Origin of the sequence: Gottfriedia acidiceleris (genome assembly GCF_002128425.1) — a bacterium.
GTDB lineage: Bacteria > Bacillota > Bacilli > Bacillales > Bacillaceae_G > Gottfriedia > Gottfriedia acidiceleris.
This window is the reverse complement of record NZ_NESS01000001.1, coordinates 575,130-598,316: the sequence shown is the minus strand read 5'-3', so window position 1 is coordinate 598,316 and position 23,187 is coordinate 575,130. Positions and strand designations below refer to the sequence as shown.

At 34.2% G+C, this 23,187-nt stretch carries 24 protein-coding genes; 18 read left to right on the top strand and 6 right to left on the bottom strand.

Going from position 1 to position 23,187, the window contains the following annotated elements; all coding sequences use genetic code 11:
• Positions 1 to 98 precede the first annotated feature (98 nt).
• From B6K90_RS03200 to manA, 9 genes are all read left to right on the top strand, one after another.
• Entirely contained in the window at positions 99 to 1,421 is a 1,323-nt protein-coding gene (locus B6K90_RS03200) for an ABC transporter substrate-binding protein (RefSeq protein WP_212667530.1), read from the top strand.
• Positions 1,421 to 2,299 carry a carbohydrate ABC transporter permease gene (locus tag B6K90_RS03195; protein ID WP_088011122.1) on the top strand — a complete coding sequence of 293 codons (879 nt, stop codon included), beginning with the start codon at positions 1,421 to 1,423 and terminating at the stop codon, positions 2,297 to 2,299. The genes B6K90_RS03200 and B6K90_RS03195 overlap by 1 nt, the downstream gene beginning before the upstream one ends.
• The gene (locus B6K90_RS03190; protein WP_088011119.1) at positions 2,286 to 3,116 is read left to right on the top strand and encodes a carbohydrate ABC transporter permease; all 831 of its coding nucleotides are present in this window, start codon (positions 2,286 to 2,288) and stop codon (positions 3,114 to 3,116) included. The genes B6K90_RS03195 and B6K90_RS03190 overlap by 14 nt, the downstream gene beginning before the upstream one ends.
• Before the next feature lie 24 nt (positions 3,117 to 3,140).
• Positions 3,141 to 4,751 (top strand): glycoside hydrolase family 13 protein, encoded by a 1,611-nt coding sequence (locus tag B6K90_RS03185; RefSeq protein ID WP_174567629.1) that lies wholly within the window; start codon positions 3,141 to 3,143, stop codon positions 4,749 to 4,751.
• Complete coding sequence (locus B6K90_RS03180; RefSeq protein ID WP_088011114.1) at positions 4,748 to 5,692, top strand: MTP-1 family protein; 945 nt, start codon at positions 4,748 to 4,750, stop codon at positions 5,690 to 5,692. The genes B6K90_RS03185 and B6K90_RS03180 overlap by 4 nt, the downstream gene beginning before the upstream one ends.
• A 35-nt stretch (positions 5,693 to 5,727) precedes the next feature.
• Positions 5,728 to 6,789 (top strand): BtaManbiosPhlase, encoded by a 1,062-nt coding sequence (locus B6K90_RS03175; protein WP_088011112.1) that lies wholly within the window; start codon positions 5,728 to 5,730, stop codon positions 6,787 to 6,789.
• Between the two features lie 268 nt (positions 6,790 to 7,057).
• Positions 7,058 to 8,287, top strand: a complete 1,230-nt coding sequence (locus B6K90_RS03170; RefSeq protein ID WP_088011110.1) for an MFS transporter — start codon at positions 7,058 to 7,060, stop codon at positions 8,285 to 8,287.
• Positions 8,288 to 8,314: 27 nt separating this feature from the next.
• Positions 8,315 to 9,187, top strand: coding sequence for an ROK family protein (locus B6K90_RS03165; RefSeq protein ID WP_088011109.1), 873 nt, complete (start codon positions 8,315 to 8,317; stop codon positions 9,185 to 9,187).
• 23 nt (positions 9,188 to 9,210) lie between these two features.
• A complete protein-coding gene (manA, locus tag B6K90_RS03160) occupies positions 9,211 to 10,155 on the top strand; it encodes a mannose-6-phosphate isomerase, class I (RefSeq protein ID WP_088011108.1) in 945 nt (314 codons plus the stop codon).
• 168 nt (positions 10,156 to 10,323) lie between these two features.
• Here the strand turns inward: manA and B6K90_RS03155 are convergent, their stop codons facing one another.
• The 4 genes from B6K90_RS03155 to B6K90_RS03140 all read right to left on the bottom strand — a co-directional run bounded on the left by B6K90_RS03155 (position 10,324) and on the right by B6K90_RS03140 (position 13,469).
• Positions 10,324 to 10,842: a cysteine hydrolase family protein gene (locus B6K90_RS03155; RefSeq protein WP_088011093.1), complete on the bottom strand. Its 519-nt coding sequence runs from the start codon at positions 10,840 to 10,842 to the stop codon at positions 10,324 to 10,326.
• 124 nt (positions 10,843 to 10,966) lie between these two features.
• Entirely contained in the window at positions 10,967 to 11,845 is an 879-nt protein-coding gene (locus B6K90_RS03150) for an RCC1 domain-containing protein (RefSeq protein WP_088011091.1), read from the bottom strand.
• Positions 11,846 to 11,926: 81 nt separating this feature from the next.
• Complete coding sequence (locus tag B6K90_RS03145; RefSeq protein ID WP_088011089.1) at positions 11,927 to 12,562, bottom strand: pentapeptide repeat-containing protein; 636 nt, start codon at positions 12,560 to 12,562, stop codon at positions 11,927 to 11,929.
• 415 nt (positions 12,563 to 12,977) lie between these two features.
• Positions 12,978 to 13,469, bottom strand: coding sequence for a DinB family protein (locus B6K90_RS03140; protein WP_088011087.1), 492 nt, complete (start codon positions 13,467 to 13,469; stop codon positions 12,978 to 12,980).
• Positions 13,470 to 13,802: 333 nt separating this feature from the next.
• Here B6K90_RS03140 and B6K90_RS03135 point away from each other — a divergent pair, with 333 nt between their 5' ends.
• The 3 genes from B6K90_RS03135 to B6K90_RS03125 all read left to right on the top strand — a co-directional run bounded on the left by B6K90_RS03135 (position 13,803) and on the right by B6K90_RS03125 (position 16,195).
• The gene (locus B6K90_RS03135; protein WP_088011085.1) at positions 13,803 to 14,834 is read left to right on the top strand and encodes an alpha/beta fold hydrolase; all 1,032 of its coding nucleotides are present in this window, start codon (positions 13,803 to 13,805) and stop codon (positions 14,832 to 14,834) included.
• Positions 14,835 to 14,901: 67 nt separating this feature from the next.
• Positions 14,902 to 15,492 (top strand): TetR/AcrR family transcriptional regulator, encoded by a 591-nt coding sequence (locus B6K90_RS03130; RefSeq protein ID WP_088011083.1) that lies wholly within the window; start codon positions 14,902 to 14,904, stop codon positions 15,490 to 15,492.
• A gap of 334 nt (positions 15,493 to 15,826) precedes the next feature.
• Positions 15,827 to 16,195 carry a DUF4180 domain-containing protein gene (locus B6K90_RS03125; protein WP_088011080.1) on the top strand — a complete coding sequence of 123 codons (369 nt, stop codon included), beginning with the start codon at positions 15,827 to 15,829 and terminating at the stop codon, positions 16,193 to 16,195.
• 3 nt (positions 16,196 to 16,198) lie between these two features.
• Here the strand turns inward: B6K90_RS03125 and B6K90_RS03120 are convergent, their stop codons facing one another.
• Positions 16,199 to 16,738 carry a bifunctional DNA primase/polymerase gene (locus B6K90_RS03120; protein ID WP_088011078.1) on the bottom strand — a complete coding sequence of 180 codons (540 nt, stop codon included), beginning with the start codon at positions 16,736 to 16,738 and terminating at the stop codon, positions 16,199 to 16,201.
• Positions 16,739 to 16,886: 148 nt separating this feature from the next.
• Between B6K90_RS03120 and B6K90_RS03115 the strand changes: the two genes are divergently transcribed.
• Both B6K90_RS03115 and B6K90_RS03110 read left to right on the top strand, forming a co-directional pair.
• Positions 16,887 to 17,585, top strand: a complete 699-nt coding sequence (locus tag B6K90_RS03115) for an aspartate/glutamate racemase family protein (protein ID WP_088011076.1) — start codon at positions 16,887 to 16,889, stop codon at positions 17,583 to 17,585.
• 171 nt (positions 17,586 to 17,756) lie between these two features.
• Entirely contained in the window at positions 17,757 to 18,119 is a 363-nt protein-coding gene (locus tag B6K90_RS03110) for a YciI family protein (protein WP_088011075.1), read from the top strand.
• 331 nt (positions 18,120 to 18,450) lie between these two features.
• Here B6K90_RS03110 and B6K90_RS03105 read toward each other — a convergent pair whose 3' ends face one another.
• Positions 18,451 to 18,996: a hypothetical protein gene (locus tag B6K90_RS03105; protein ID WP_088011073.1), complete on the bottom strand. Its 546-nt coding sequence runs from the start codon at positions 18,994 to 18,996 to the stop codon at positions 18,451 to 18,453.
• 181 nt (positions 18,997 to 19,177) lie between these two features.
• Between B6K90_RS03105 and B6K90_RS03100 the strand changes: the two genes are divergently transcribed.
• From B6K90_RS03100 to megL, 4 genes are all read left to right on the top strand, one after another.
• Positions 19,178 to 20,317: a sensor histidine kinase gene (locus tag B6K90_RS03100; protein ID WP_088011071.1), complete on the top strand. Its 1,140-nt coding sequence runs from the start codon at positions 19,178 to 19,180 to the stop codon at positions 20,315 to 20,317.
• 21 nt (positions 20,318 to 20,338) lie between these two features.
• On the top strand, positions 20,339 to 21,007 hold the full coding sequence (locus B6K90_RS03095) for a response regulator transcription factor (protein WP_088011069.1): 669 nt from the start codon (positions 20,339 to 20,341) through the stop codon (positions 21,005 to 21,007).
• A 562-nt stretch (positions 21,008 to 21,569) separates the two neighbouring features.
• Complete coding sequence (locus B6K90_RS24305; protein ID WP_268875886.1) at positions 21,570 to 21,701, top strand: hypothetical protein; 132 nt, start codon at positions 21,570 to 21,572, stop codon at positions 21,699 to 21,701.
• A gap of 244 nt (positions 21,702 to 21,945) precedes the next feature.
• Complete coding sequence (gene megL, locus B6K90_RS03090; protein ID WP_088011067.1) at positions 21,946 to 23,142, top strand: methionine gamma-lyase; 1,197 nt, start codon at positions 21,946 to 21,948, stop codon at positions 23,140 to 23,142.
• Positions 23,143 to 23,187 lie beyond the last annotated feature (45 nt).

Genomic DNA, 23,187 nt, shown 5'->3' with positions numbered 1-23,187 from the left:
CCAGGTTAATGAATTACATAAGTGTATTAAAAATAGTCAACGTGTTTTTCTTTTAAAAAGAGTTTTGATTCTATCTTAATCATTGGAGGAAATACCAAATGAAAATGAAAAAAGTATCATCAGTCTTATTAGCAGCTTCTTTATCTGTAGCTGGTTTATCTGCATGTTCTACAGGTAACAAGGAAGTAAAAGGTGGAGCAAAAGATGGTGTAACGACGATTGAATTTTGGGCTGCACCAAATCCAACTCAACAAGTTTATTGGAAAGAAGTAGCTGAAAAGTTTACAAAAGAGAATCCAAATATCAAAGTAAATGTAAGTCCGATGAAGGAAAGTCCAACATCAGAAGCTAGTATTCAATCTGCAATAGCAGGTGGAAGCGCTCCAACAATGTCTGAAAATATTAACCGAGGATTTGCAGCTCAGTTGGCTGATAGTAAAGCACTAGTTCCTTTAGATGAATTAGATGGCTTTGACAAAGTGAAAGAAAATCGTCATATGAACGATACAATGAAAGGTTGGCAGTTTGCTGACAATCACCAATACGTAGTACCAATCTACTCAAATGCAATGTTATTTGGTTGGAGATTAGATATTTTAAAAGAATTAGGATTTAACACGGCACCTAAAACGTACAATGAAATGTTAGCGGTTGCGAAAAAGTTAAAAGAAAAATATCCAGATAAATATGTTTGGGCTAAAGCAGACCTTGCAGATCCTACAGCTTGGAAAAGATGGTTCGACTTTTTCATGCTATATGATGCAGCATCTGGAGGTAACAAGTTCGTAGAAGGTTCTAACTTTACAGGTGATAAGAAAGCCGGAGAGCAAGTATTTGATTTCGTGAATGACTTACGTAAATCAAATGCATTACTAACTAGACAAGCAAAAGATCCATTTGAAACTGGATTAGGAATCTTTACTGATATTGGTCCTTGGACAATCTCTTATTGGGCAGATAAATTCCCTAATATGAAGTTTAATGAGTCATATACATTATCTACACCACCGGTTCCAGATGGTATGTCTACTGAAAATGTTAAAACATTTGCAGATACAAAAGGCTTAGTAATTTATGCTTCTGCTACAAAAGAACAACAAAAAGCAGCGATGAAGTTTATCAACTGGGTGTATTCAAATCCTGAAAATGATTTGAAATGGCTTGAGAAAACGAACTTACCACCAGCACGTGATGATTTAACAACAAATGATACATTTAAGTCGTTCTTTGATAAAAATCCAGCATTACAACCATATGCAGCAGCCGTTCCTAATGCGATCCCGCCAATGGATAACGCAAAATACAATGATATTCAAACTTATATTGGCCAATATGCATTCAATCCTGTAGTAAAAGGTGAAAAAGATTCTAAATCTGCATGGAAAGACATGAAAGAGGCTATTGAGGGGGCTCTTAAGTAATGAGCACGAAACAAGGAAGGTTGGGCTGGCTATTTGCCAGTCCTTATCTTATTTATGCAATAGTTTTTTTTCTAATTCCTCTAGTGTGGTCTTTGTTTCTATCACTAACTGATTGGAATTTAATCGCTCCTACTTTTAGCTTTGTAGGAATCGAAAATTATACAGAAGCTTTTAAGAGTCCAGGAGTACAAAGCGCATTTTTCGTTGCGTTCAAGTTTATGGCACTGTTTGTACCGATGGTTGTAGCATCTTCAATCATTGTAGCTTTAATCGTTCAAGGTTTACCAAAGTTTAAAGGGTTATTTTTAATCGGATTTTTTCTTCCGTATCTAGCATCAGGTGTAGTTTCTTCATTAATTGTAAAAGGGCTATTATCATACAACAGCCCGATTAACGAATTCTTAAGAAATTCATTAGGTTTAGATATTAACTGGTTAGGGTCGCCGTTTGGTGCTTTATTCACTGTAGCGGTAATTATTGCTTGGAAATTTACGGGATACTATGCACTAATCTTAACTTCAGGTTTTGATAGTATCGATAAAGAAGTTTATGAGGCAGCATTAATTGATGGTGTAACACCAATGCAGCGTTTTTGGAAAATTACATTTCCTTTATTATATCCTGCATTATTTACAGTATTAATTTTAGCAATCGGTGTAACATTTGGTATTTTCACAGAGGTATATCAATTAACAGGTGGGGGTCCGAATTTCGCAACGAATACATGGCAAATGGAAATCTTTACGAGAGCATTCTCGAATCTTCAAGCTGGTTATGCATCTGCCATTGCGATAATTGCCTCTGTAGTAACATTTATATCAATCTTTATTATTCGAAAACTTTTAGAAATGTGGGGAAAACGAAATGGTTGGAATTAAGAAAAAAAGACTATGGTTTCGTTACCTAATTGCCTCAATTCTCTTACTAGTTATGATTTTTCCATATATTTATATGGTTTTAAATTCATTCGCTGATTGGAGTCAAGTAGACCGAAAATTAATTCCAACCGGTTTTACTTTGAAATCATATAGCTGGTTATTAGCTGGTGGTGAATCAGCAATACCAAGGCCATGGATCAATGCCTTTTTTAATAGTTTCTTTGTATCAGCTGCATCTACATTATTAATGATGGTGACAGCAGTTATGGTAGCATACGCACTTGCTAAAATTCCTTTTAAAGGAAGAAACTTTATTAATAACTTTATTTTATTTCAAATGTTTTTCCCTGCGATTATTTTATTAATCCCTACATTCCTGGTCATTCAAAAAATTGGGATGTATGACTCATATTTGGGGATGATATTGCCAAAAGCAATGAGCTTATGGGCAGTCTTTATGTACACAAACTTTTTCAAAGCTATTCCAGAAACATTTATAGAAGCAGCTAAATTAGATGGTGCTAGTGAGTGGCAAATCATGTTTAAAATCGTCTTGCCGATGTCCAAATCAATCACAACTGTTATTTTCCTCTTCTTATTTATGGAAAGATGGACAGAGCTTTTATGGGACATGCTAGTTGCAAAAAGTGACAATATGCTGACGCTAAACGTTTTATTATCTCAAATGTTTGGACCTTACGGTGGTTACCCAGGGCCAATGTATGCTGCAGCAGTATTACTAACCATGCCTATCATTATTATCTTCTTATTATTTGCTAAAAAGTTTAAAGAAGGTATGCAATTTACACTTAAGTAATTCATGGATCGGAGTTCTAACAAAATGGCAAATTGGTGGAAGCAAACTACTTTTTACGAAATTTATATGCCGAGCTTTATGGATGGTAATGGAGATGGAATTGGCGACTTTCCTGGTATCATTTCAAAACTCGACTATTTAAAAGAATTAGGAATTGGTGGAATATGGCTAACTCCGTTTTATCCATCACCTAAGGTTGATAATGGATATGATATTTCAGATTATTATTCAATTGATCCGGATTATGGAACAATGGAGGATTTCGAATTATTTATCGAAGAATCACATAAACGAGGAATACGTATTATTGCTGATTTAGTTTTAAATCACACTTCCTCTGATCATAAATGGTTCAAAGAATCAAAATCCGCTAAGAATCATCCAAAACGAGATTGGTATATTTGGAGAGATAAACCAAATAACTGGGAATCATTCTTTGGTGGGACAGCTTGGGAATATGATGAAATCACAAACCAATATTATTATCATGCATTTGCAAAAGAACAAGTCGATTTAAACTGGGCAAATCCTGAAGTGAAAAAAGCTATGTTTGATGTAATGGACTTTTGGCTTCAAAAAGGAATAGATGGTTTTCGTTTAGACGTCATCAATTTTTTAAAGGTAAATAATTCGTTCAAAGATAATCCAAATGAAATTGAAAAGAATGAGCAACTTCATTTGCATGATAAAGATCAAGAGGGAGTCCTATCAATCATTTCTGAAATAGCTGAGTTTGTAAATCGCTATAAGGATAAGTTTTTAGTTGGCGAAGTTGGATCAGAGGATTTATCAATTCTTAAAGACTACTCAGGTGTTAATAAATTAGACGTAGTTTTTAATTTTAATATTGGAAGTATTTCAGAGTTTGATCCAAATAGGATTTTTCAACAATTATATGAAACGGAACAAGCTTATGATGAAAACCAACTTCCTACACTGTTTTTCTCAAGTCATGATATGTCCCGTTTTACTTCAAGATTTGGCGGAGATGAGGTGCGAGCAAAGCTAGTTGCTACTTTGATGCTTACAGCTAAAGGTGTCCCATTTATTTATTATGGTGATGAAATTGGCATGCGAGATTGGACTACTGATGACATAAAAAAAATGAAGGATGTTCAAGGATTGACCGCATACGAATTAAAAATGCAATCGACAAATTCAGAAGATGAAGCATTAAAAGTAGCCAATGAGAAATCGAGGGATAAATCTCGAACACCAATGCAATGGAACTCCCAAGTCAATGTTGGTTTCTCAACTGTTGAACCATGGATTACAATCCCAAGTCAAACTCTTGATATTAATGTTGAAAATCAAATGCAGTATTCAAATTCAATGCTTTCTTTTTATAAGAGCTTGCTTAAATTAAGAAGCCAGTATACTTCATTGCAATTAGGTCAGTACGAATTATTAAAGTATGAAGAAGATTTACTCTATTATATTCGATCATATAAAGATGAAAAAATAATTGTAATTTTAAATTTTTCAAATGAACCAAAATCAATAACGTTAGATTCTTATAGACAATTAAAATTTGAATTACTACTTTCTTCTCAGCGTATGGATTTAGGGATTACTAAGGATCTAAAAGCTTTACCAAATGAAGCATTAATTTTAAAAGGGGAATTAGAGGAATGACATTTAATCAGATGCAAAATGTTCAAACTTGCGAAGAGTTAATTCTTGAATTTACAACCAAAAAGCAGCCAACAACTCCAGAAAAAATCGTTTTTACTGGAGTTGGAAATAATGATGTTTATAATATCAGTGCTCCTTTTGAAGACGAAGGTGAACTAGTTATTGCTGGCCGGGTCGAATCTCGTGATAGTGAGCATTCAGTTGTTTATTTCTTCGTTGAAAAAAATGGAGAGTGGGTACGTAGAGAAGAGTCTCCTATTCTTGAATTACAAGATCCATTTTTTACAAGAATCGCCGGAGAACTAGTGATCGGGGGAGTGCAAATCTTTCCACATCCAGAAAAAGAAGGGCAATTAGGATGGAGAACAGTTTTTTACAAAGGTGATTCAATTGCAAAGTTAGAGAGGTTTGCAAAAGGTCCTGATGGAATGAAAGATCTACGTTTAATTGAGTTGAAAGATGGAACGATTGGTGTATTAACTAGACCACAGGGTGAAAAAGGTGGTAGAGGAAAAATTGGTTGGACAAAGATTCAATCACTTTCTGATTTAACACTTGATGTAATCAATAATGCTCCATTACTTGAAAATCAATTTATTGATGAGCAGTGGGGAGGAGCAAATGAAGCACATCTATTATCGAATGGAACGATTGGTGTGTTAGGTCATATTGCTAGTTTTGATGAAGAGGGTAATCGTCATTATTATCCAATGATATTTGGTCTTGATCCAGAAACAGGATCATTTTCAAAGATGGAATTAATTGCGACAAGAAGTAATTTTTTACCTGGTCCTTCCAAGCGTCCAGACTTAATTGATGTTGTCTTCAGCGGGGGATTAGTTCGTAATACCAATGGCACGGCTGAACTTTATGCCGGAATTAGTGATGCAGATGCCCAAAAAATTACGATGGTTGATCCGTTTTTACAATTCGAACAATAAGTACTAATCAAACACCAACAAAGGAGCTAATAAAAATGAATGTATATAGATATGAAGAAAACCCAGTAGTAACACCGAAAAACGTAAAACCCCATCGTCCTGACTTTGAAGTAATTGGAGCTTTTAATGCAGGAATCGCAAAATTTAATGATGAAATTATCATGCTCCTACGTGTTGCAGAACGCCCAATTAGTGAAGATCCTAACATTATCAAATCACCAGTCTTTAATCCAACTACAAATGAACTTGAAATTTTAGAGTTTAATGTAAATGATTCAAAATACGATTTTTCAGATGTACGTACGATTAGTGAAAATAGTGATAAACAAGGCTTTAAATACTTAACTTCACTTTCGTATTTACGGATTGCTCGTAGTAAAGATGGGCATCAGTTTACCATTGATGAAAAACCATTTATTTATCCTTCAAATGAATTAGAATCTTTCGGGATTGAAGATCCACGAATTACTCAAATTGATGATACATACTATATCTATTTTAGTGCCGTTTCTCCAGTAGGTGTTGGTGAGTCAATGGTTTCAACGAAGGACTTTGTCTCAATTGAGCATCATGGAATGATTTTTGCACCTGAAAATAAAGATGTATTAATTTTCCCTGAAAAAATTAATGGGAAATATTATGCACTTCACCGTCCGGTACCGAAAAGTATCGGTGAACCAGAAATTTGGATTGCTGAATCTCCGGATCTACTACATTGGGGAAATCATAAACATTTATTAGGTCTAAGAGAAGGAATGTGGGATAGTGCTCGAATGGGAGGAGGAGCTGTTCCTTTTAAAACAGAAAAAGGTTGGCTTGAATTATATCATGGCGCGACTGAAGATCACCGTTATTGCATGGGTGCCGTTTTACTAGATTTAGAGGACCCTACTAAAATTATCGCTCGTTCTAACCAACCAATACTTCAACCAGAAGCAGATTATGAAGTAGAAGGATTCTTCGGAAATGTAGTTTTTTCATGTGGAGCGCTAGTTGAAGGTGACGTTGTAAAAATGTTTTACGGTGTGGCAGACACTTCAATGGCATGTGTTGAATTAAGCCTTCAAGAAATAGTAGATTCACTAACTTATTTATAAACAATACGTTTGTAGAAAGGATGACATAAAACAAGGAAAAGAAATTTGCACCAAATCTAACGAAATGAAATTTTGTGGAATGTGGGGTAAACGAAACTTGATTTATGCATCCTTTTTTCTATCTATAAATTTTTAGGAAGGTGAAATCGATGAAAAAGAATAACAGCTGGAAGCTATTAAACTTAAATTCAGAGGTTGCTAAGGAAAGGAATCGAAGGCGGTTAGTCGTCCTTGTAAATAGCCCTTCTTAATAGAGGAGAAATTATTAATGCTTCAAATTTTTAAATCTTTTTCGGCAGAATTAAAGTTCTACTTATTGATGAATACTTTTTTTACTTTTGGAGGAGCGTTATCGGGGATCTTTCAAAGTGTATTTTTATGGAAGCTTGATAAAACTTATTCTCTACTAGCCTATTTCAGCTTATATTGGTCAGTTGCCATTATTTTTTGCTTTGGTATTTGTGCATGGATTGCTAGAAAAACGAGTCCAATGATTACGATGCGATTAGGTTTTATCTGTTACTTAATAACATATTTAATCATGTTATTTTACCATTCAACTTTGAACGAGCATATCTTATTACTAGGATTCTTAAATGGATTAGCAATGAGTTTGTACTATGTTGGAGTTCATTTAGCCATTTTAGATTTAACGACAAATGAACAAAGAGACAAGTTTTTGTATGTTCAAGGAATCTTAATGACAATCGGAGGAGTAATCGCACCGCTCCTGTCAGGTATCATAATCTCTCAATTTAATGGAATGATGGGATACTATGCCGTTTTTACTGGTACTTGCGTATTCTTCTTTATTTCTTTTTTAACATCCTTAAAGGTAAAAGGAAAACCTATTTCTTCTAAAAGTCAATTTTGGGAGGTTATAAAAAGTCCTTCTAGGGAATGGAAAAAGATGTACTTAGTCATGTTATCAGATGGAATAGTATCTGGGGTGTACACAACCTTTTTAATTACTATGATGACGTTCAAAATAGCTGGCGGGGAATTAAATCTTGGAATCTATAATACCGGTGCACAGCTTGTGGCGGTTGCTGCATTTTATTTTTTAGCGAAACTAACGAATCAAAACGATCGTATTAAGATTTTTGCTGTCGGGTCGATTGGTATATTGGTGAGCTCTATTCTAATTTCATCACTTCCTTTCCTTATTTCATTAATAATTTTCGGTATTATTTCTCCAGTTGCAATGAATATGATTAATACATCAATGAACGCGATGATTTATGAATCAATTGAAAGAGATCCGAATTATAAGAATAAACGATTGGATTATATTATTATTCGCGAAATTCCACTTGGGATCGGAAGAATAATCGGGGTAATTATTTTTCTAGTAATGGGGAAATACTTTGATCTCGATTCACTTTTACCAATTTCGTTTAGTTTTTTTCCAATTATATATGTAGTAATGATTCCAATTCTCTATTTGATTTGGAAGAAACCAGTCACAAAGGCCGCGCTTCACTCGAAGGAAATATAAAAAATAGTTTATACGGGAGGAAAGTTTATGTTAGGTGCAATCGAAGCAGGGGGAACAAAGTTTGTCTGTGCAGTTGGAGATGAAAATGGAAACTTAATTGAGAGAATTCAACTTCCGACAACTATACCGGATGAAACAATCCCAAAGGTGATTGAATTTTTCGATAAGTTTCCAATACGAGCAATTGGAATCGCTTCATTTGGTCCAATCGATGTAAATAAAGAAAGTGCAACTTATGGAAATATTACTTCAACACCAAAAACGGCGTGGAAGAATTATCCTTTTCTTCAAGTGTTTAAAGAGCATTTTTCAGTCCCAATTGGTTTTAATACGGATGTGAATGCAGCGGCACTAGGTGAGGCTACTTTTGGAGCAGCGAAAGGTTTAGATAGCTGTCTTTATATTACTGTTGGTACTGGAATTGGGGCTGGCGCCATTGTTAATGGAGAATTGCTTCAAGGGATGACTCATCCTGAGATGGGACATATTTTAGTAAGGCGTCATCCATTAGATCAGTACGAAGGTAAATGTCCTTATCATCGTGATTGTTTAGAGGGGTTAGCTGCTGGTCCAGCTATTGAAGCTCGTTGGGGAGAAATTGGTTCAAACCTCGTTAATAGAGAAGAGGTTTGGGACTTAGAAGGCTACTATATTGCACAAGCACTTATGCAATATATTTTAATCTTATCACCTAAGAAGATTGTTCTTGGTGGGGGAGTTATGAATCAAAAGCAAGTTTTCGATAGCATCTATAAATATTTAAATGAACTAGTTTGTCATTATGTTAGTTTACCAGAGTTATCTGAATATATCGTACCACCAGGCTTAGGAGATCGTGCTGGAATTACCGGAGCTCTTATGCTTGCACATAATGCTTTAAATAAAAATGCACTAGTTTAAATAGCTTATAGGAGGAAATTAGCATGCAACCATTATTTTTAAAACCAGTATTTAAGGAACGAATTTGGGGAGGAACAGCTTTAAAATCAGATTTTAACTATAATATACCAAATGAAAATACAGGTGAATGCTGGGCAATTTCAGCTCATCCTAATGGTGCTTCCATTATTGAAAATGGTCCATTTGCAGGTCTTGCATTAAATGAATTATGGAAAAAGCAACCCGAATTATTTGGTTATCCAAAGGAAGAGGTTTTTCCACTTTTAACGAAAATATTAGACGCAAATATGGATTTATCTGTTCAAGTACATCCTGAAGATTCTTATGCAAAAGTTAATGAAAATGGTGATCTTGGGAAAACAGAATGCTGGTATATTCTTGACTGTAAAGAAGATGCACATATGATATTTGGCCATAATGCCAAAACAAAAGAAGAACTAATTAGCCAAATTAAAGAAGGCGAATGGTCAGATTTACTTCGACGAGTAAAAATTAAGCCAGGTGATTTTTTCTATGTCCCAAGCGGAACCATTCATGCATTATGTGAAGGAACTCTCGTATTAGAAACTCAACAAAGTTCTGATACAACTTATCGGGTATACGATTATGATCGAAAAGACCATGAAGGAAATTTAAGAGAGCTTCATTTAAATAAAGCAATTGATGTAACAACAGTTCCTCATCAAGAAACAAAAGTGGAATTTAAGACGGAAGAAAAAGAAAATATAAAGATTAATACATTTGTAGATTCGGAATTTTTCACCGTATATAAATGGGATATTAATGGAAAAGCTTATTTAACTTATAATGATCAATATTTACTTTTAAGTGTAATAAACGGTAATGGAAAACTGATTCATAGTGGAGAAGAATATAGTTTATCAAAAGGCTCGAACTTCATCATTCCTGTTGGATTTGGGGAATTTGTTTTAGATGGAGATTGTGAAATAATTGTTTCGCATACTTAAGAATTAAAGGAAAACAAAGTTATCCCTCCAGAATGAACTCAGATTGAATGCAAGCGCTTGCCTTGCGATGTGTGAATTTACCTAAGGCTTAAAACCACCGCAGATAGGCGAGGCAAAGAAGAAAGTGAGCGTTTGTTAAGAAAAAAAGGTAGCTAAAAAGCTGCCTTTTTAAAATTCAACATCACTAGTAGTTTTAGGATCAGTTAGCCAGCGCAGAGTCTGATTATGGTGTTTAATAATTTGCTCAGCCGTTAGCCCATCTGAATCCCATGTACTATGAGCATCCGTAACAAGTGTAACTTCATAGCCATTTCCAAAGGCGTTTCTAGTCGTTGTATCAACACAGATTTCCGTTTGAATTCCCGCCATGACTAAATGATTAATTTCCAGTTTTGCCAACTCTTCTTTTAAATTCGTCTTAAAAAATGAGTCTGGTGTTGTTTTATGTATAATGATATCTCCATCAATTGGAGCAATATCTGACTGAATTTCCCAACCAGGTGTACCGTATTCAAGTGGAGAACCTTCTTCAGAATGCTGTATATAAAATATTGGCGTATTCGTAGCTCTTGCTTTATCAATCAATTTGTTTAGATTATTTAATAATGTTTCCCCGTTATATACCGGATTAGATTCCGAGAACATAAAAGCCTGTACATCAATTACTAAAAGAGCTGTTTTTTTCATTTATAAATCTCCCCTTAGAAAATTGGATATTTTTTACACCTTATAGAAAAAAATATATCATTATTAACAGTAGAGGAGAAGGGTTATTTTCAGAAAATTATTAATTGTTGCTATAAAAACTATTTTACGGCAGTTTGATACCGTGCCAGCTACTTACATCACATTGGCTAAATTCATTACTACCCGCTGCAACCATAGTGCCATCCGATTTAAGTCCGAGAGTATGAGTGCAACCCGCCGAAATCGCTACAATATCGCACCAGTCACTTACATTACATTGACCATGCCTATTCAACCCCGCAGCTATAACAGAACCGTTCGATTTAAGTCCAATCGTATGATTACTACCCGCCGAAATCGCCACTATGTCGTGCCAACCACTTACATCGCATTGGCCATCCTTATTCAATCCGACAGCTACAACCGTGCCATCTGATTTAAGCCCGACGGTATGAAGATATCCCGCTGAAACCGCCACAATATCTTGCCATTCACTTACTTTGCATTGGCCATACCGATTATTACCCACGGTTGTAACCAAGCCATTCGAATTAAGTCCAACAGTATGCCAGTCACCTGCCGTTGTTGCCACTATGTTGTGCCAATCGCTTACATTGCACTGACCATCATTGTTTCGGCCTATAGCTACAACCGTACCATCCGATTTAAGCCCGACTGAACGACGCCAACCGGCCGAAATCGCCACAATATCACGCCATTCACTTACATTGCATTGTTCATGCTTATTCCATCCCACAGCCACAACAGTTCCGTCTGATTTAAGCCCAATGGTATGAGAATTACCCGTGTGAGCGTTACCCGCCGCAACTGCTACAATATTTCGCCAATCGCTTACATCAACTTTTCCATATTTATTATCACCCACAGCTGTAACCGTGCCATCCGATTTAAGTCCGACGCTATGACGATAACCAGCCGCTATAGTATTTTTAGGCCAGATATTTCCTTTTATCTTTATTTTGTTCGGTGAAATATGATCCATGTTTTTATCACTCCTTATCTAACAGGATTTAAAACAGTAAATCTAACTATAGTTCTTTAGATTTAATCAAATACTCAACTTTTAATCTACAATTTTGAGACCCATCAATGATGCAAATTGAACTGCTTGATTTGATGAAACTTTGCAACCTTTTAAATTACTTATTGAAACTGTTAATTCATTAAAAGTAGAAGAGCTAATATCGATCCCATTGAGAGATGTTTGTTCAAAATTTGCTCCATCAATATTACAACGATTGAAGTCAATTTTCTTGAATTTACATTCATAAAAATCGGTACTTTTTAGAACAGAGTCTCGAAAAATTACTTTTTCTAGCTTTGAATCTCCAAATAGTGACAAATTTAAAACAGAATTTTCGAACTGTACATTCCCAATGCTAGATTCCGTGAAATTTGCACCTAATAACTTACAATTTTTAAATACAACTTTGTGAATAGAAGAATTTCTCATATTGCAATTTGACAAATCACAGTCTTCAAAATATACATCAGTCATACTGATACTTCTAAAATCTGTATTGGTGAATTTGCAATTCTTGATTACCGCTTTATATAAAAATACTCGATCTACAACTTCATTTTCAAAAACAGAGCCAGAGATTTCACACATTCCTAATTCTGGATCCTCTTCATAAAAAATGTCATAAAAATTTTTAGATATTAATTCTTTGGGAATAGTAGGTGTATCGATTTTCATAGTGATTCCTCTCTTTAAATAGGTTGAATGATTAACTACTCATTACTATAAAGATTTTTAGGTTTTAAAAAAAGACTATTAATTTTACAGGGTTTGTGTACAAAAGAGGCTTGTTACTACTCTTTATATAAACAGCTTTTTGCTAAGGATAGATTAATTGCTGTTATTGATGGACCAGAGAAATGTACAACTCATCTTCATCCTTTTTTCAGTAAATTTAGCTCCGGGGAATAGGGGGCAAGGAATTTATAAGCACCTTGATCTCATATAAAGCAGTTTGGAGTATAGTGATCTAAATCCCAATTTAAAATAGCATAAGTGAGTGACAAAAAAACCAATTTCTCAATTTAACTGAGAAATTGGTTTTTTTAGTGTAAGCTACTTTGAATTGTGAAACTCAAGTATTTAATCATCGTTATAAATATGAGCGCTTAGCTGGCCATGAACCTTGGAGTTTACGAAGTTGTACAATTTGTCCAGTATGATAAGCATCGTGTAAAAGGATATTCTGATATTGTTGCCAAACTGGTAGAGAAGGTCTTGGTTGATCTAGTTCTGCTTCTTGAAGGGATGCTAATGTAGATTGCAAGGCATCATGAGCTTGAAGTGTTCGCTTAACTGTTTGTTCCCAAGCATCATCATCATTAGGTTTACCTTGGACAAACGTGTCATCATTATTTTTGGGAGCAACAAATGTATGATCTTGATGTATGCGGGAGAGTAAACGCTCTTTAAAGATTAGTAAATGGTTTACATTTTCCCAAATTGTATTACTGGTATTTCCTTCTGGTTGCCAACATGCTTGTGCAGCAGTAAGATTCTTTAACGCTTCTGAAATCGGTGGGTACCATTCTTCTTCGTAAAAAACTTGCTTGACTCCATTTTGCAAAATTTCTTTTTTACTCAATTGTATATCCTCCTTCTTTGTAAATTCCAGATTAAAAGAACAGTGAAAATATACTTAGCATTTTAATGAGCCCAATTCTTAATCAACGATAGGGAAGGGGTGCGTAAAATTTAACTACAGTTCTTTATTTAACTACTATGCCATTTACTGGAATAAAAAAACTCATATTTGCAGCTAAATGTTGTTTAACTAATGCAATGTGTTAGTTGAAAATCTTGAGCGAATCTTGGTAAAGAAAAAATTATAATTTGACACCTAAATGAATATACTTCAATATTATAAATAATGAGTGAGTAACTCACTCATTTTAAAAAGAAAAGAGGTCATGTATACATGAGCAAAACGAATATCCTGCTAGAACTCCTTTTGCGAAAACGAAATCAAAGAAAGAATACTAAAGTACTTCAGATTAATACAGATAACAGCATCGTCGAAAGCGGTTATGTTAATATTGGTGGCATTGCTCAATGGATTAGTATTCGCGGTGAGAATCGGAACAACCCCATTTTATTATTAATTCATGGCGGTCCAGCTTCTACGTATTCCATCTTCAGTCCATTATTACGTTCATGGGAAAAGCACTTTGTTGTCGTTCAATGGGATCAGCGTGGCGCAGGAAAGACTTTCGGCAAAAATGGAAAAGAAGGATGTGGAACCATCACTTTTAATCGTCTTGCTCAGGATGGGGTAGAGTTGACGGAATACTTGACTGCAAGGCTAGGCCATCAAAAAGCCATTCTCATCGGAAGCTCTGTAGGAAGTCTAATTGGTGTTATAATGGCAATGCTTCGACCGGAACTTTTTTATGCATATGTAGGGACAGATCAGAATTCCCCAGATTCAAATAATCTTTTGCATGAAATAGCAATGAATGCTGTCCGCACAGCAGGAAATACGAAGGGGGCTCAATTGATTGAAAAAATGGGAACAGATCAATCTAAGTGGAGTCGTAAGGACTTTGACAAGAGAAATCGAATTCTTGTAAAGGCTATTAATGGAGTTCCTAATATGATTACAGACTTAATTTTACCGTCTATGCTCTCTTCTCCAGAACATAAATTGAGTGATATAATTTATATCTTTAAAGGTATGAACTATACGATTGACCATTTATATGATGAAATAAAAACCTTTGATTTTAAAAATTTAGGGATGAAATTTGAGATTCCAGTCTTTATTTTTCATGGAGATAACGACATTATCACTCCAACTGAACTGGCAAAAGTTTTTTACAATGAGATAAAAGCTCCTCAAAAGGAATTTGTTCTAATCAAAAACGCTGGTCATTTAGCATGCTTTGCTCGTGCCGATCAGTTTCTTGAGGAGTTGATAACTAGAGTTCTTCCTTTAACTAAAAACTCCTGACTAAAACTTCTAGAGAATAATGGTATAATGAACATAACATTTTTGAAAGATCTGGAGGTTGGAACGATTGTCTCCATTAAACAAAGAACAGTTTGATCAAATCCGTGATCAACGCAGTGAGCAAATAAAACAGGCGGCACTTAAAGTGTTTGCTCGACGTGGGTATACGGGAACAAAAACAAGCATCATTGCAAAAGAAGCAGGTATTAGCGAAGGACTTATTTACCGCTATTTCCATTCTAAAGAGGAACTTTTTACAACGATTGTTCAAGAATTGATGGAAGAAGCAAAAAGAGAAATAAATAATGTTCAATATTTGCCTGGAACTCCCTTCGAACAAATTAGAAATTTAACAAAAAATATGATGGATGAAAACAATATGTATTCATTTATGCTAATGGAACGGGCTCGCAAGGCAGATGATGTCCCGGAAAAGGTCTCTTTGATTTTTAAACAGGTTTCAACTAATGTTCTCATTGATCCACTTGTTCCTATCTTCGTCAAAGGTCAGGAGCTAGGTGAGTTTTCACAAGGGGAACCACGAAGAATGATGTCCTGGTTTTTTACCATTATCAACAGTCTTCTCAGTCAGGACGAGGTGGATGATGAGTATGGTCTTCCAGATGTAGATGTATTAATGCGTATTTTGACAAAATAATATATTCAAATAAAACAAAATTTCAAGACCCCTTGGTTTAAAACGACTTTATTGTTGGTTAATTAAGTAAAAATGTATATAAGATGAAGAAAATAAACACCGTTCTATATCCGAACGGTGTTTATGTGTATAGAATTAATTTTCGTTCAATAAGGAAAAAGTAAAATTAATATTATTTATATAATCGATTATCAGGCTCTCCATTTTATTTAATTCATTTGTAGTTACTGATAATCCACTATGGAAAAATAAGATACTCTTTAGAGTGTCTTTACAAATAGTTTAATAGCAACAATACTTACGAAAACAGCCAACTATAAAAAAGGAGATTTAGATGAATATAAAAACATTAAAAGCAAACGGACATATTATTGCAATCGCAAATCCAGATTCAGTAATACTCATGAATGAACAAAGTGCTTTAGACCTTATTATGACAATAAGTTATGATCATAAAAGTAATCGTATAGCACTTAACAAAGAAGCGATTTCAGAAGATTTTTTCAATCTTAGTACAAAACTTGCAGGTGCGGTGCTTCAGAAGTTCGTTAACTACAATATTAAGTTTGCGATTATAGGTGACTTTTCTAGTTATACAAGTAAAGCACTAAAAGATTTCATTTATGAGTGTAATAAAGGAAAAAATGTATTTTTTCTTTCAACAGAACAAGAAGCAATTGATAGATTATCTAAAGCAAACTAATCACTATTTTTGACAAAAGATAAAATGATCATCGTTGTTCCAAACGTGTAGATGATCGGCATGATATCCGCGAAGCCATAGTACACCATTAATTCGTCTAATGTAAAAACCTTTCGGAAAATCTTCATCTTCAGATAGTGCCTCAGATGCAATTGTGATTGAACCGGATGGAGCTTGATGTTGCTTTACAGAATTCCCTGAGTAACCTTCTGGTTGATCTAAATACGACAGTCTTAGATAAGGTCCTAGCTCAATAGGGCACAATTCCAAATTTAGTTCCTTTGCTTTTTTATAAATTTGAGGTGTTGTAGCTCCTTCTAAAAATCCAAGATCGCCAACCGTTAGTTCAACTGTTTGAAGGCTGTAATTTGTATTTGATATTGTAAAGTGATTATCTTTTAATAGCATCTCACCATATTCGTTCATTGAAATAGAGGCTTGTTGTAGTTTCTGGATTAGCTGGGATTTCGTTTGGCCACCAATTTCTACTATTCTAGTAATAAATGGACAATTAGGGTATATTTTTTCTTTTTCAATATGCATCTTGTTCTCTCCTACTTCATAATATTGTGCTTAAACTATTCTATAGTTCTCGATAAATTTCCTTGTTAAACTAAGAGATAATAATAGGTCTTGATTTTTTGATGAACAGATGAGTAAAAATTTAAAAAGAAATTGGAGTTGAATGATAATGAAAACAATTGGACTGATTGGTGGAATGAGCTGGGAGTCTTCATTACTGTATTATCAAATAATGAATGAACGTGTGAAAGAAAAACTTGGCGGTCATCACTCCGCAAAAAGCTTACTTTATTCAGTCGATTTTCAAGAAATTAAAACGCTTCAGTTTGAGGGTCGATGGGATGAGTTAACGAAAATTATGATTGAAATTGCTAAAAAACTTGAGACTAGTGGAGCAGATTGTCTTGTTATTTGTACAAATACAATGCATAAGATGGCGAAGGAAGTTGAAGAATCCGTCAAAATTCCTTTAATACATATTGCTGATGCAACTGCTAAAGAAATTGTAAATAACGGGATTAAAAAAGTTGCTTTGTTAGGAACAGCATTTACAATGGAGCATGATTTTTATAAAGGAAGATTAATTGAGCAGTTTGGTTTAGATGTTATTGTTCCAAATGAAGCTGAAAGAAAACTTGTACATAATATTATTTATGAGGAACTTTGTCTAGGAATTGTGAAAGAGGAATCTAAGCAAGTTTATTTAAACATCATCGATCAGTTAATTGAACGAGGAGCGGAAGCAGTTATTTTAGGATGTACTGAAATAACAATGTTAGTCTCTCAAGAACAGGTCAGTATTCCTGTTTTTGATACGACAAGAATTCATGCAGAACGTGCTGTGGATTTTGCTTTAAGTAATAAATAATAGGCTCTGTTAAAAAATAATGTTGATTTTCTTGTTCAACTAAATAGCATTATAGTTGCATAAGGAATTAGTTAATTATGCTATTATTTTTTTATGTTAGAGGAAGTAGTGAGGATGACAAATTAATGGAAATACCCTTTCCAGAACTTTAACCCAGAGGAGGAATTACTAATGAAATTTATGATGGTTGTGAAGGCTTCGAAGGATTCTGAAGCAGGGACAATGCCAACGGAGCAGATGGAGCTGATGTTTGCTGCGATGAAGAAATACAATGAAGAACTGAAGAAAGCTGGAGTTCTGGTGTCAGTCGGTGGACTCCATCCAAGCTCTAACGGTATTCGTATTACTTACCCTGTTCCGGGAGAACCGCCGACCATTACAGAGGGCCCTTTCGCTGAAGTCAATGAGTTGATTGCAGGATACTGGTTCATAGATGTGAAATCTCGTGAGGAAGCCATCGAGTGGGCGATGCGCGCGCCAGATCCTCATGGTCTTGGAGAAGGACAGATTGAGCTTCGCCAAGTATTCGAATAGATCGATAAGCTATACATCGGATTAACAAGGATTTAATAGAAGTGTTTCTAGTCATTCATCAAGTTAGATCGGAGGAGCCGTGTACATTAAGCGTGGTTCTGAGAGGGGATGGAGTTCGATTTACCATAGGGTAAAAAGACTCCTTTCTACTCGACTAGTTGCATAAGAAAAAGCAAAGACCTCAATTTTATGTGGTCTTATACTTTTGTTAAAATCAACAATTTACTTTAACAAATCCAAATAATTAAAGAAACCCACAAGGTATAAAAATTTCCTTGTGGGTTTTCATATTTTCACCATTCAGAACTTTTTTAGCGAAGGTGTACAGTCATTAACCTTCAATAGGAAAATCGTTGTTTGCTTGAGCAAGTGTATTCTCTTTTCGAATCATGAATAAATTGAAGACAATATAATAGGCAAACATGATTAACATTAGTCCAGCAGACCATCCAGAAGCCATTGCTTGTAATCCGTTAGACAATCCATCATTTTGTAATCCATGTAGTTTTTCAATTGAATAAATATCATAAATTCGATAACCGAAGCGACCTAAGAATAGTAATGTAACAGTACTGCTAATCCAAATATTTGTATTGTAGAACCACGCTCCATTTCTCATTTCAAAATTTGTTTTAATTGAAGCGAAATAAGCAAGTCCTATTCCGATTAAAATACCAACAACATCTGATGTTAAAATAATTGGTTTTAATCCGCCTTGAACTAGTATTAATGTTCCAATTATAAAAAATATAACTGTACTTATACGCATTTTCTTTTTATTCAATTGCTGCCATCCGAAACTTCGACGAACCCTTTTAAAGATGCGATAAACTATTAGTAAAATAATGATTCCGATAAACATATATTGTTGATTCATTGTTTTTCTCCTTAATTTGTATTGTATGTTTATATGATATTCTATTATTTCTTTTGAATCGTCTTCTATTTGATAGAAATTTATTCATAAAGTCTATAACTAGAGATAGAGGAAAACAGGAAGAATATTGATTAAAATTAAAAGTGAATTTTTTAGGGTAAATGAGAGGAGTAAGTTTATTTTGAAGGAGAACAATGTCTTCTTATTAAGACCAATCATAGGTGCTACGATCATTTTAATTTTCATGAGCACTGGGAAATTATTTAGTGGACCACCTCTTAAAACGGCACTTTATATAACGATTTGGGTTACGTTAACATGTATTTTATTGATTCCTAAATATAAATGGTCGAATGTAAATTTAGTTATTGCGTTTAGTATTATGGTGATTGAAGCATCAATAGGATTAATTATGTTTAAAGAAATCAATGTGTTGTATTTTTCAGCATTTATGTTTCACGTAACGATTATTCGGTCTTCTTTATCGAGGACCCCGATTACATCAATAATCGTTATGATTGTCATAGCTTTAATCTATACGCGATTCGGACACCAGGACTTATTAAACGTTTTAACCTATATTTTGATTTCAATTATTATTTATTTAAATATTCGAAGTAGAATGCAGCGAAATGAAATGTATGAATTGAACAAACAACATGTTGTTAATTTAGAAAAAGCATACAGTCAACTACAGGAAGCGTCTTCTACTGTTATGCAAAATGCAATTCTAGAAGAGAGAAATCGAATTGCAAGAGATATTCATGATGCGGTGGGACATAGTTTAACGTCAATCATCGTTCAAATGCAAGCTGTACAATATATGATAAAAAAGGATCCAAATCAGGCCGAACAAAGTTTAAAGGATATGTTAGTAGTTGCTCGAAAAGGTTTAGAAGATATACGTAAATCTGTTCATTCACTTGCTGACGATCTTCCTCAATCTGCAATTTGTACATTAGAAACCTTACTGACACATATGGAGTCTTCATCAAATATTCAATATTCCTTTAAAGCGGAAATTGGTGATGTTGAATTAGGCGTCGAAGTATACAAAATCCTGTTTAGAATTTTACAAGAATCAATTACAAATGTTATACGTCATTCTCAAGCTACAAAACTTGATGTTTTGCTTCGAAAGGAATCTGAAGGCATCAATATGACCATTAGGGATAATGGGGATTTAGAAAATGCTCAAAAAATTAGTGAAGGATTTGGATTAAAATCAATGAGAGAAAGACTAGAGAAAATGAATGGTAGTCTTTCCTATTCGGTTATTTTTCCACATGGTTTCGAAATCGTTGCAAAAATACCATTGTGACGAAGGAAGGGTTGAGAAAATATGTCATATGAAAAAATAAAGGTTTTGCTAGTTGATGACCAAACGATGATTAGGCAAGGCTTTAGCTATGTAATCAATCTACAAGATGATATGAATTTAATCGGTGAAGCATCCGACGGAAAAGAAGCAATCAAATTAGCAAAAGAAAAACGCCCAGATGTCATTCTGATGGATATACAGATGCCTAACCTTTCAGGTATAGATGCTACAAAAGAAATAATGAAACAATTACCATCGACGAAAATTGTTATTTTAACTACATTTAATGATCAAGAATATATTTATCAAGGAATTCGATCAGGAGCTGTAGGATTTTTATTAAAGGATGCTGATGTTGAGGAAATGCTTGATGCGATACGCTCATCCTATCGGGGTGAAGCTATTTTTAAAACAACTCTTGCAGCAAATGCACTTTCTAGAGCGATTGTTTCTAGATTTGCCGTGCCTAGTAAAGAAGGTGAATCAATACTAATTGAAAAACTAACAGAACGTGAACAAGAAATTCTCCAGGAAATGGCTTATGGACTTCGAAATGATCAAATCGGTAAGAAATTATTTATAACGGAAGGTACTGTAAAATCACATGTCCATCGTATATTACAAAAATTTGGTTGTGAAGACCGTACTCAAGTTGTCGTAACAGCACTTCGGAATGGAATGGTGAAGTAAGAGGATTTAGGAAAGTAAATAAAAAGTAGATGTTATTTCTATCTGAGATAACACCTACTTTATTGGACCGAGATCTACATAAATGAAATTTTCGAAATGGCTTGTATTACTTTTAAGATCAATTCGGAGGAAAAAGTGGAAAGGGTAGTTTGGGAGAAGAAGTTATGAATTGAATAGTGCTTATTTTTGATTAAATTTAGAAATAGAAGAATTAATTATAGGGATGAATTTATTATTAGTAATAAAATGTTGTAGAAAATCTTCGTTACATAGACTCGGTAATAAATATGAGCATAAAATACATCTAATTAAATAGATATAATATTAGATGGTCGAAAGGAAGAGTTTGTGCTAGACTATGAACTATTTTGTTAAGTAAAGCACAAGATTTTTTTACGATAAAAAAAGAGGAAAAAATAAAAATACTACGAACTATTATTATTAATAATTTATTTAAGTTAATCGAAGGTACTTCTTTCATTAAAAATTGGATATGTATTTTATTAAGTAAGTTAGTTAACAATACAAAAATTAAATAAAATTTACTAAAGAGGTGTAGTCAATGAGCGTCCATGACCCAAACGAATTTGATGAATTGATACCAAATGATACCGATTTAAATTTTATTAAGAAATTTCCAGAAGTTGAAGAAGCGATTGGAATTGATGAAATTCTGAAGTGGTTAGAAGATTAACGAAATGATTGAATGATCGATTTAAAAGAAAAAAGTACTTTCTACTAGTTAGAGAGTACTTTATTTTTTTCATTTTTATTTGTTCCGAAATATATTATAGGTTTAATGCAACTTCTTTAAAGGTATTACATTCCTATGTATAGAAGTAGTTTAAGTGAATAATTTGTAAGGGTTTTCATTTTAGATTTTTTACTTTAATTAACATTAGATCAACACGGCACTTAATTAAGGAGGATATTTAGAAATGAAGAAAAATCAGTTTGATACAAAGTTGATTCACGAAGGCTACAAAACTAGTGAGTATCAAGGGAGTTTAACTCCTCCATTATTCCATACGTCTACCTATACATTTCCAACTGCACAACATGGAGAACAATCCTTTGCTGGAGAGAGAGATGACTTTATTTACTCAAGGTTAGGAAATCCAACCGTTCAAATTTTGGAAGAACGAATGGCTGCGTTAGAAGAGGGAGAAGTAGCGTTAGCATTCGGTTCTGGAATGGCTGCCGTATCTGCTACAATTTTCTCTTTAATTAGCACCGGAGATCATATTTTATGTTCAAAAGGCATATACGGATGTACATATGGCTTTTTAGAAATGCTTGAAAGTAAATTTGGCATTGAACATAACTTTTGTGAAATGGATACTGAAGAAGAAATCCTAAACTTAATCCAAGAAAACACGAAAGTTATATTTATAGAAACACCGATCAACCCTACAATGAAAGTCATCGATATTGAAATGGTTGTCGAAGTTGCGAAGAAAAATAATATTACCGTAGTAGTTGATAATACTTTTTGCTCACCTTATTTACAAAAGCCATTAACACTAGGCTGTGACATTGTGCTCCACAGTGCAACGAAATATATTAGTGGTCATGGAGATGTGGTTGCAGGAATTGTTGTTTGCAAAACAAAAGAGTTAGCTGATCGAATGACTCCTATAAGAAAAGATATAGGAGCGATTATGTCACCATTTGATGCATGGTTGCTGCTTCGAGGATTAAAAACACTAGCAGTTCGAATGGACCGTCAATGTGAAAATGCAAAAAAGGTCGTTTCATTTTTAAAATCTCATCCAATGGTAAAGGATGTATTCTATCCTGGGGATTCTAAAAATCAAAATTATTTTATTGCAAGTAAGCAAATGAAAAAAGGTGGAGGGGTCTTCGCTTTTACAATTGACGGAACAAAGAAAGAAACACAGGAATTCATTAACCATTTGAAAATGATAAAAATAGCAGTAAGTCTAGGCGATACAGAAACATTAGTTCAACACCCGGCGACGATGACACATGCAGTCGTTCCAAAAGAGTTAAGAGAAAAAATGGGCATCACAGAAAATATGCTACGCATGTCTGTTGGCTTAGAAGCATGGGAAGATATCGTAGCGGACTTACAACAAGCTTTAACGAGATCAAGTAGCAATACAATATGTTAATCTCGAGTCGATAAAAAAAGTACTTTCTAATTTATATTGGAAAGT

Bases quoted from the DNA above. Each gene is read 5' to 3' on its own strand.
- B6K90_RS03145 (WP_088011089.1), bottom strand. From the start codon at position 12,562: ATGAAAATCGATACACCTACTATTCCCAAAGAATTAATATCTAAAAAT.
- B6K90_RS03155 (WP_088011093.1), bottom strand. From the start codon at position 10,842: ATGAAAAAAACAGCTCTTTTAGTAATTGATGTACAGGCTTTTATGTTC.
- B6K90_RS03105 (WP_088011073.1), bottom strand. From the start codon at position 18,996: ATGAATCAACAATATATGTTTATCGGAATCATTATTTTACTAATAGTT.
- B6K90_RS03200 (WP_212667530.1), top strand. From the start codon at position 99: ATGAAAATGAAAAAAGTATCATCAGTCTTATTAGCAGCTTCTTTATCT.
- B6K90_RS03195 (WP_088011122.1), top strand. From the start codon at position 1,421: ATGAGCACGAAACAAGGAAGGTTGGGCTGGCTATTTGCCAGTCCTTAT.
- megL (WP_088011067.1), top strand. From the start codon at position 21,946: ATGAAGAAAAATCAGTTTGATACAAAGTTGATTCACGAAGGCTACAAA.
- B6K90_RS03185 (WP_174567629.1), top strand. From the start codon at position 3,141: ATGGCAAATTGGTGGAAGCAAACTACTTTTTACGAAATTTATATGCCG.
- B6K90_RS03175 (WP_088011112.1), top strand. From the start codon at position 5,728: ATGAATGTATATAGATATGAAGAAAACCCAGTAGTAACACCGAAAAAC.
- B6K90_RS03115 (WP_088011076.1), top strand. From the start codon at position 16,887: ATGAAAACAATTGGACTGATTGGTGGAATGAGCTGGGAGTCTTCATTA.
- manA (WP_088011108.1), top strand. From the start codon at position 9,211: ATGCAACCATTATTTTTAAAACCAGTATTTAAGGAACGAATTTGGGGA.
- B6K90_RS03170 (WP_088011110.1), top strand. From the start codon at position 7,058: ATGCTTCAAATTTTTAAATCTTTTTCGGCAGAATTAAAGTTCTACTTA.
- B6K90_RS03095 (WP_088011069.1), top strand. From the start codon at position 20,339: ATGTCATATGAAAAAATAAAGGTTTTGCTAGTTGATGACCAAACGATG.
- B6K90_RS03125 (WP_088011080.1), top strand. From the start codon at position 15,827: ATGAATATAAAAACATTAAAAGCAAACGGACATATTATTGCAATCGCA.
- B6K90_RS03120 (WP_088011078.1), bottom strand. From the start codon at position 16,738: ATGCATATTGAAAAAGAAAAAATATACCCTAATTGTCCATTTATTACT.
- B6K90_RS03150 (WP_088011091.1), bottom strand. From the start codon at position 11,845: ATGGATCATATTTCACCGAACAAAATAAAGATAAAAGGAAATATCTGG.
- B6K90_RS03110 (WP_088011075.1), top strand. From the start codon at position 17,757: ATGAAATTTATGATGGTTGTGAAGGCTTCGAAGGATTCTGAAGCAGGG.
- B6K90_RS03165 (WP_088011109.1), top strand. From the start codon at position 8,315: ATGTTAGGTGCAATCGAAGCAGGGGGAACAAAGTTTGTCTGTGCAGTT.
- B6K90_RS24305 (WP_268875886.1), top strand. From the start codon at position 21,570: ATGAGCGTCCATGACCCAAACGAATTTGATGAATTGATACCAAATGAT.
- B6K90_RS03135 (WP_088011085.1), top strand. From the start codon at position 13,803: ATGAGCAAAACGAATATCCTGCTAGAACTCCTTTTGCGAAAACGAAAT.
- B6K90_RS03180 (WP_088011114.1), top strand. From the start codon at position 4,748: ATGACATTTAATCAGATGCAAAATGTTCAAACTTGCGAAGAGTTAATT.
- B6K90_RS03190 (WP_088011119.1), top strand. From the start codon at position 2,286: ATGGTTGGAATTAAGAAAAAAAGACTATGGTTTCGTTACCTAATTGCC.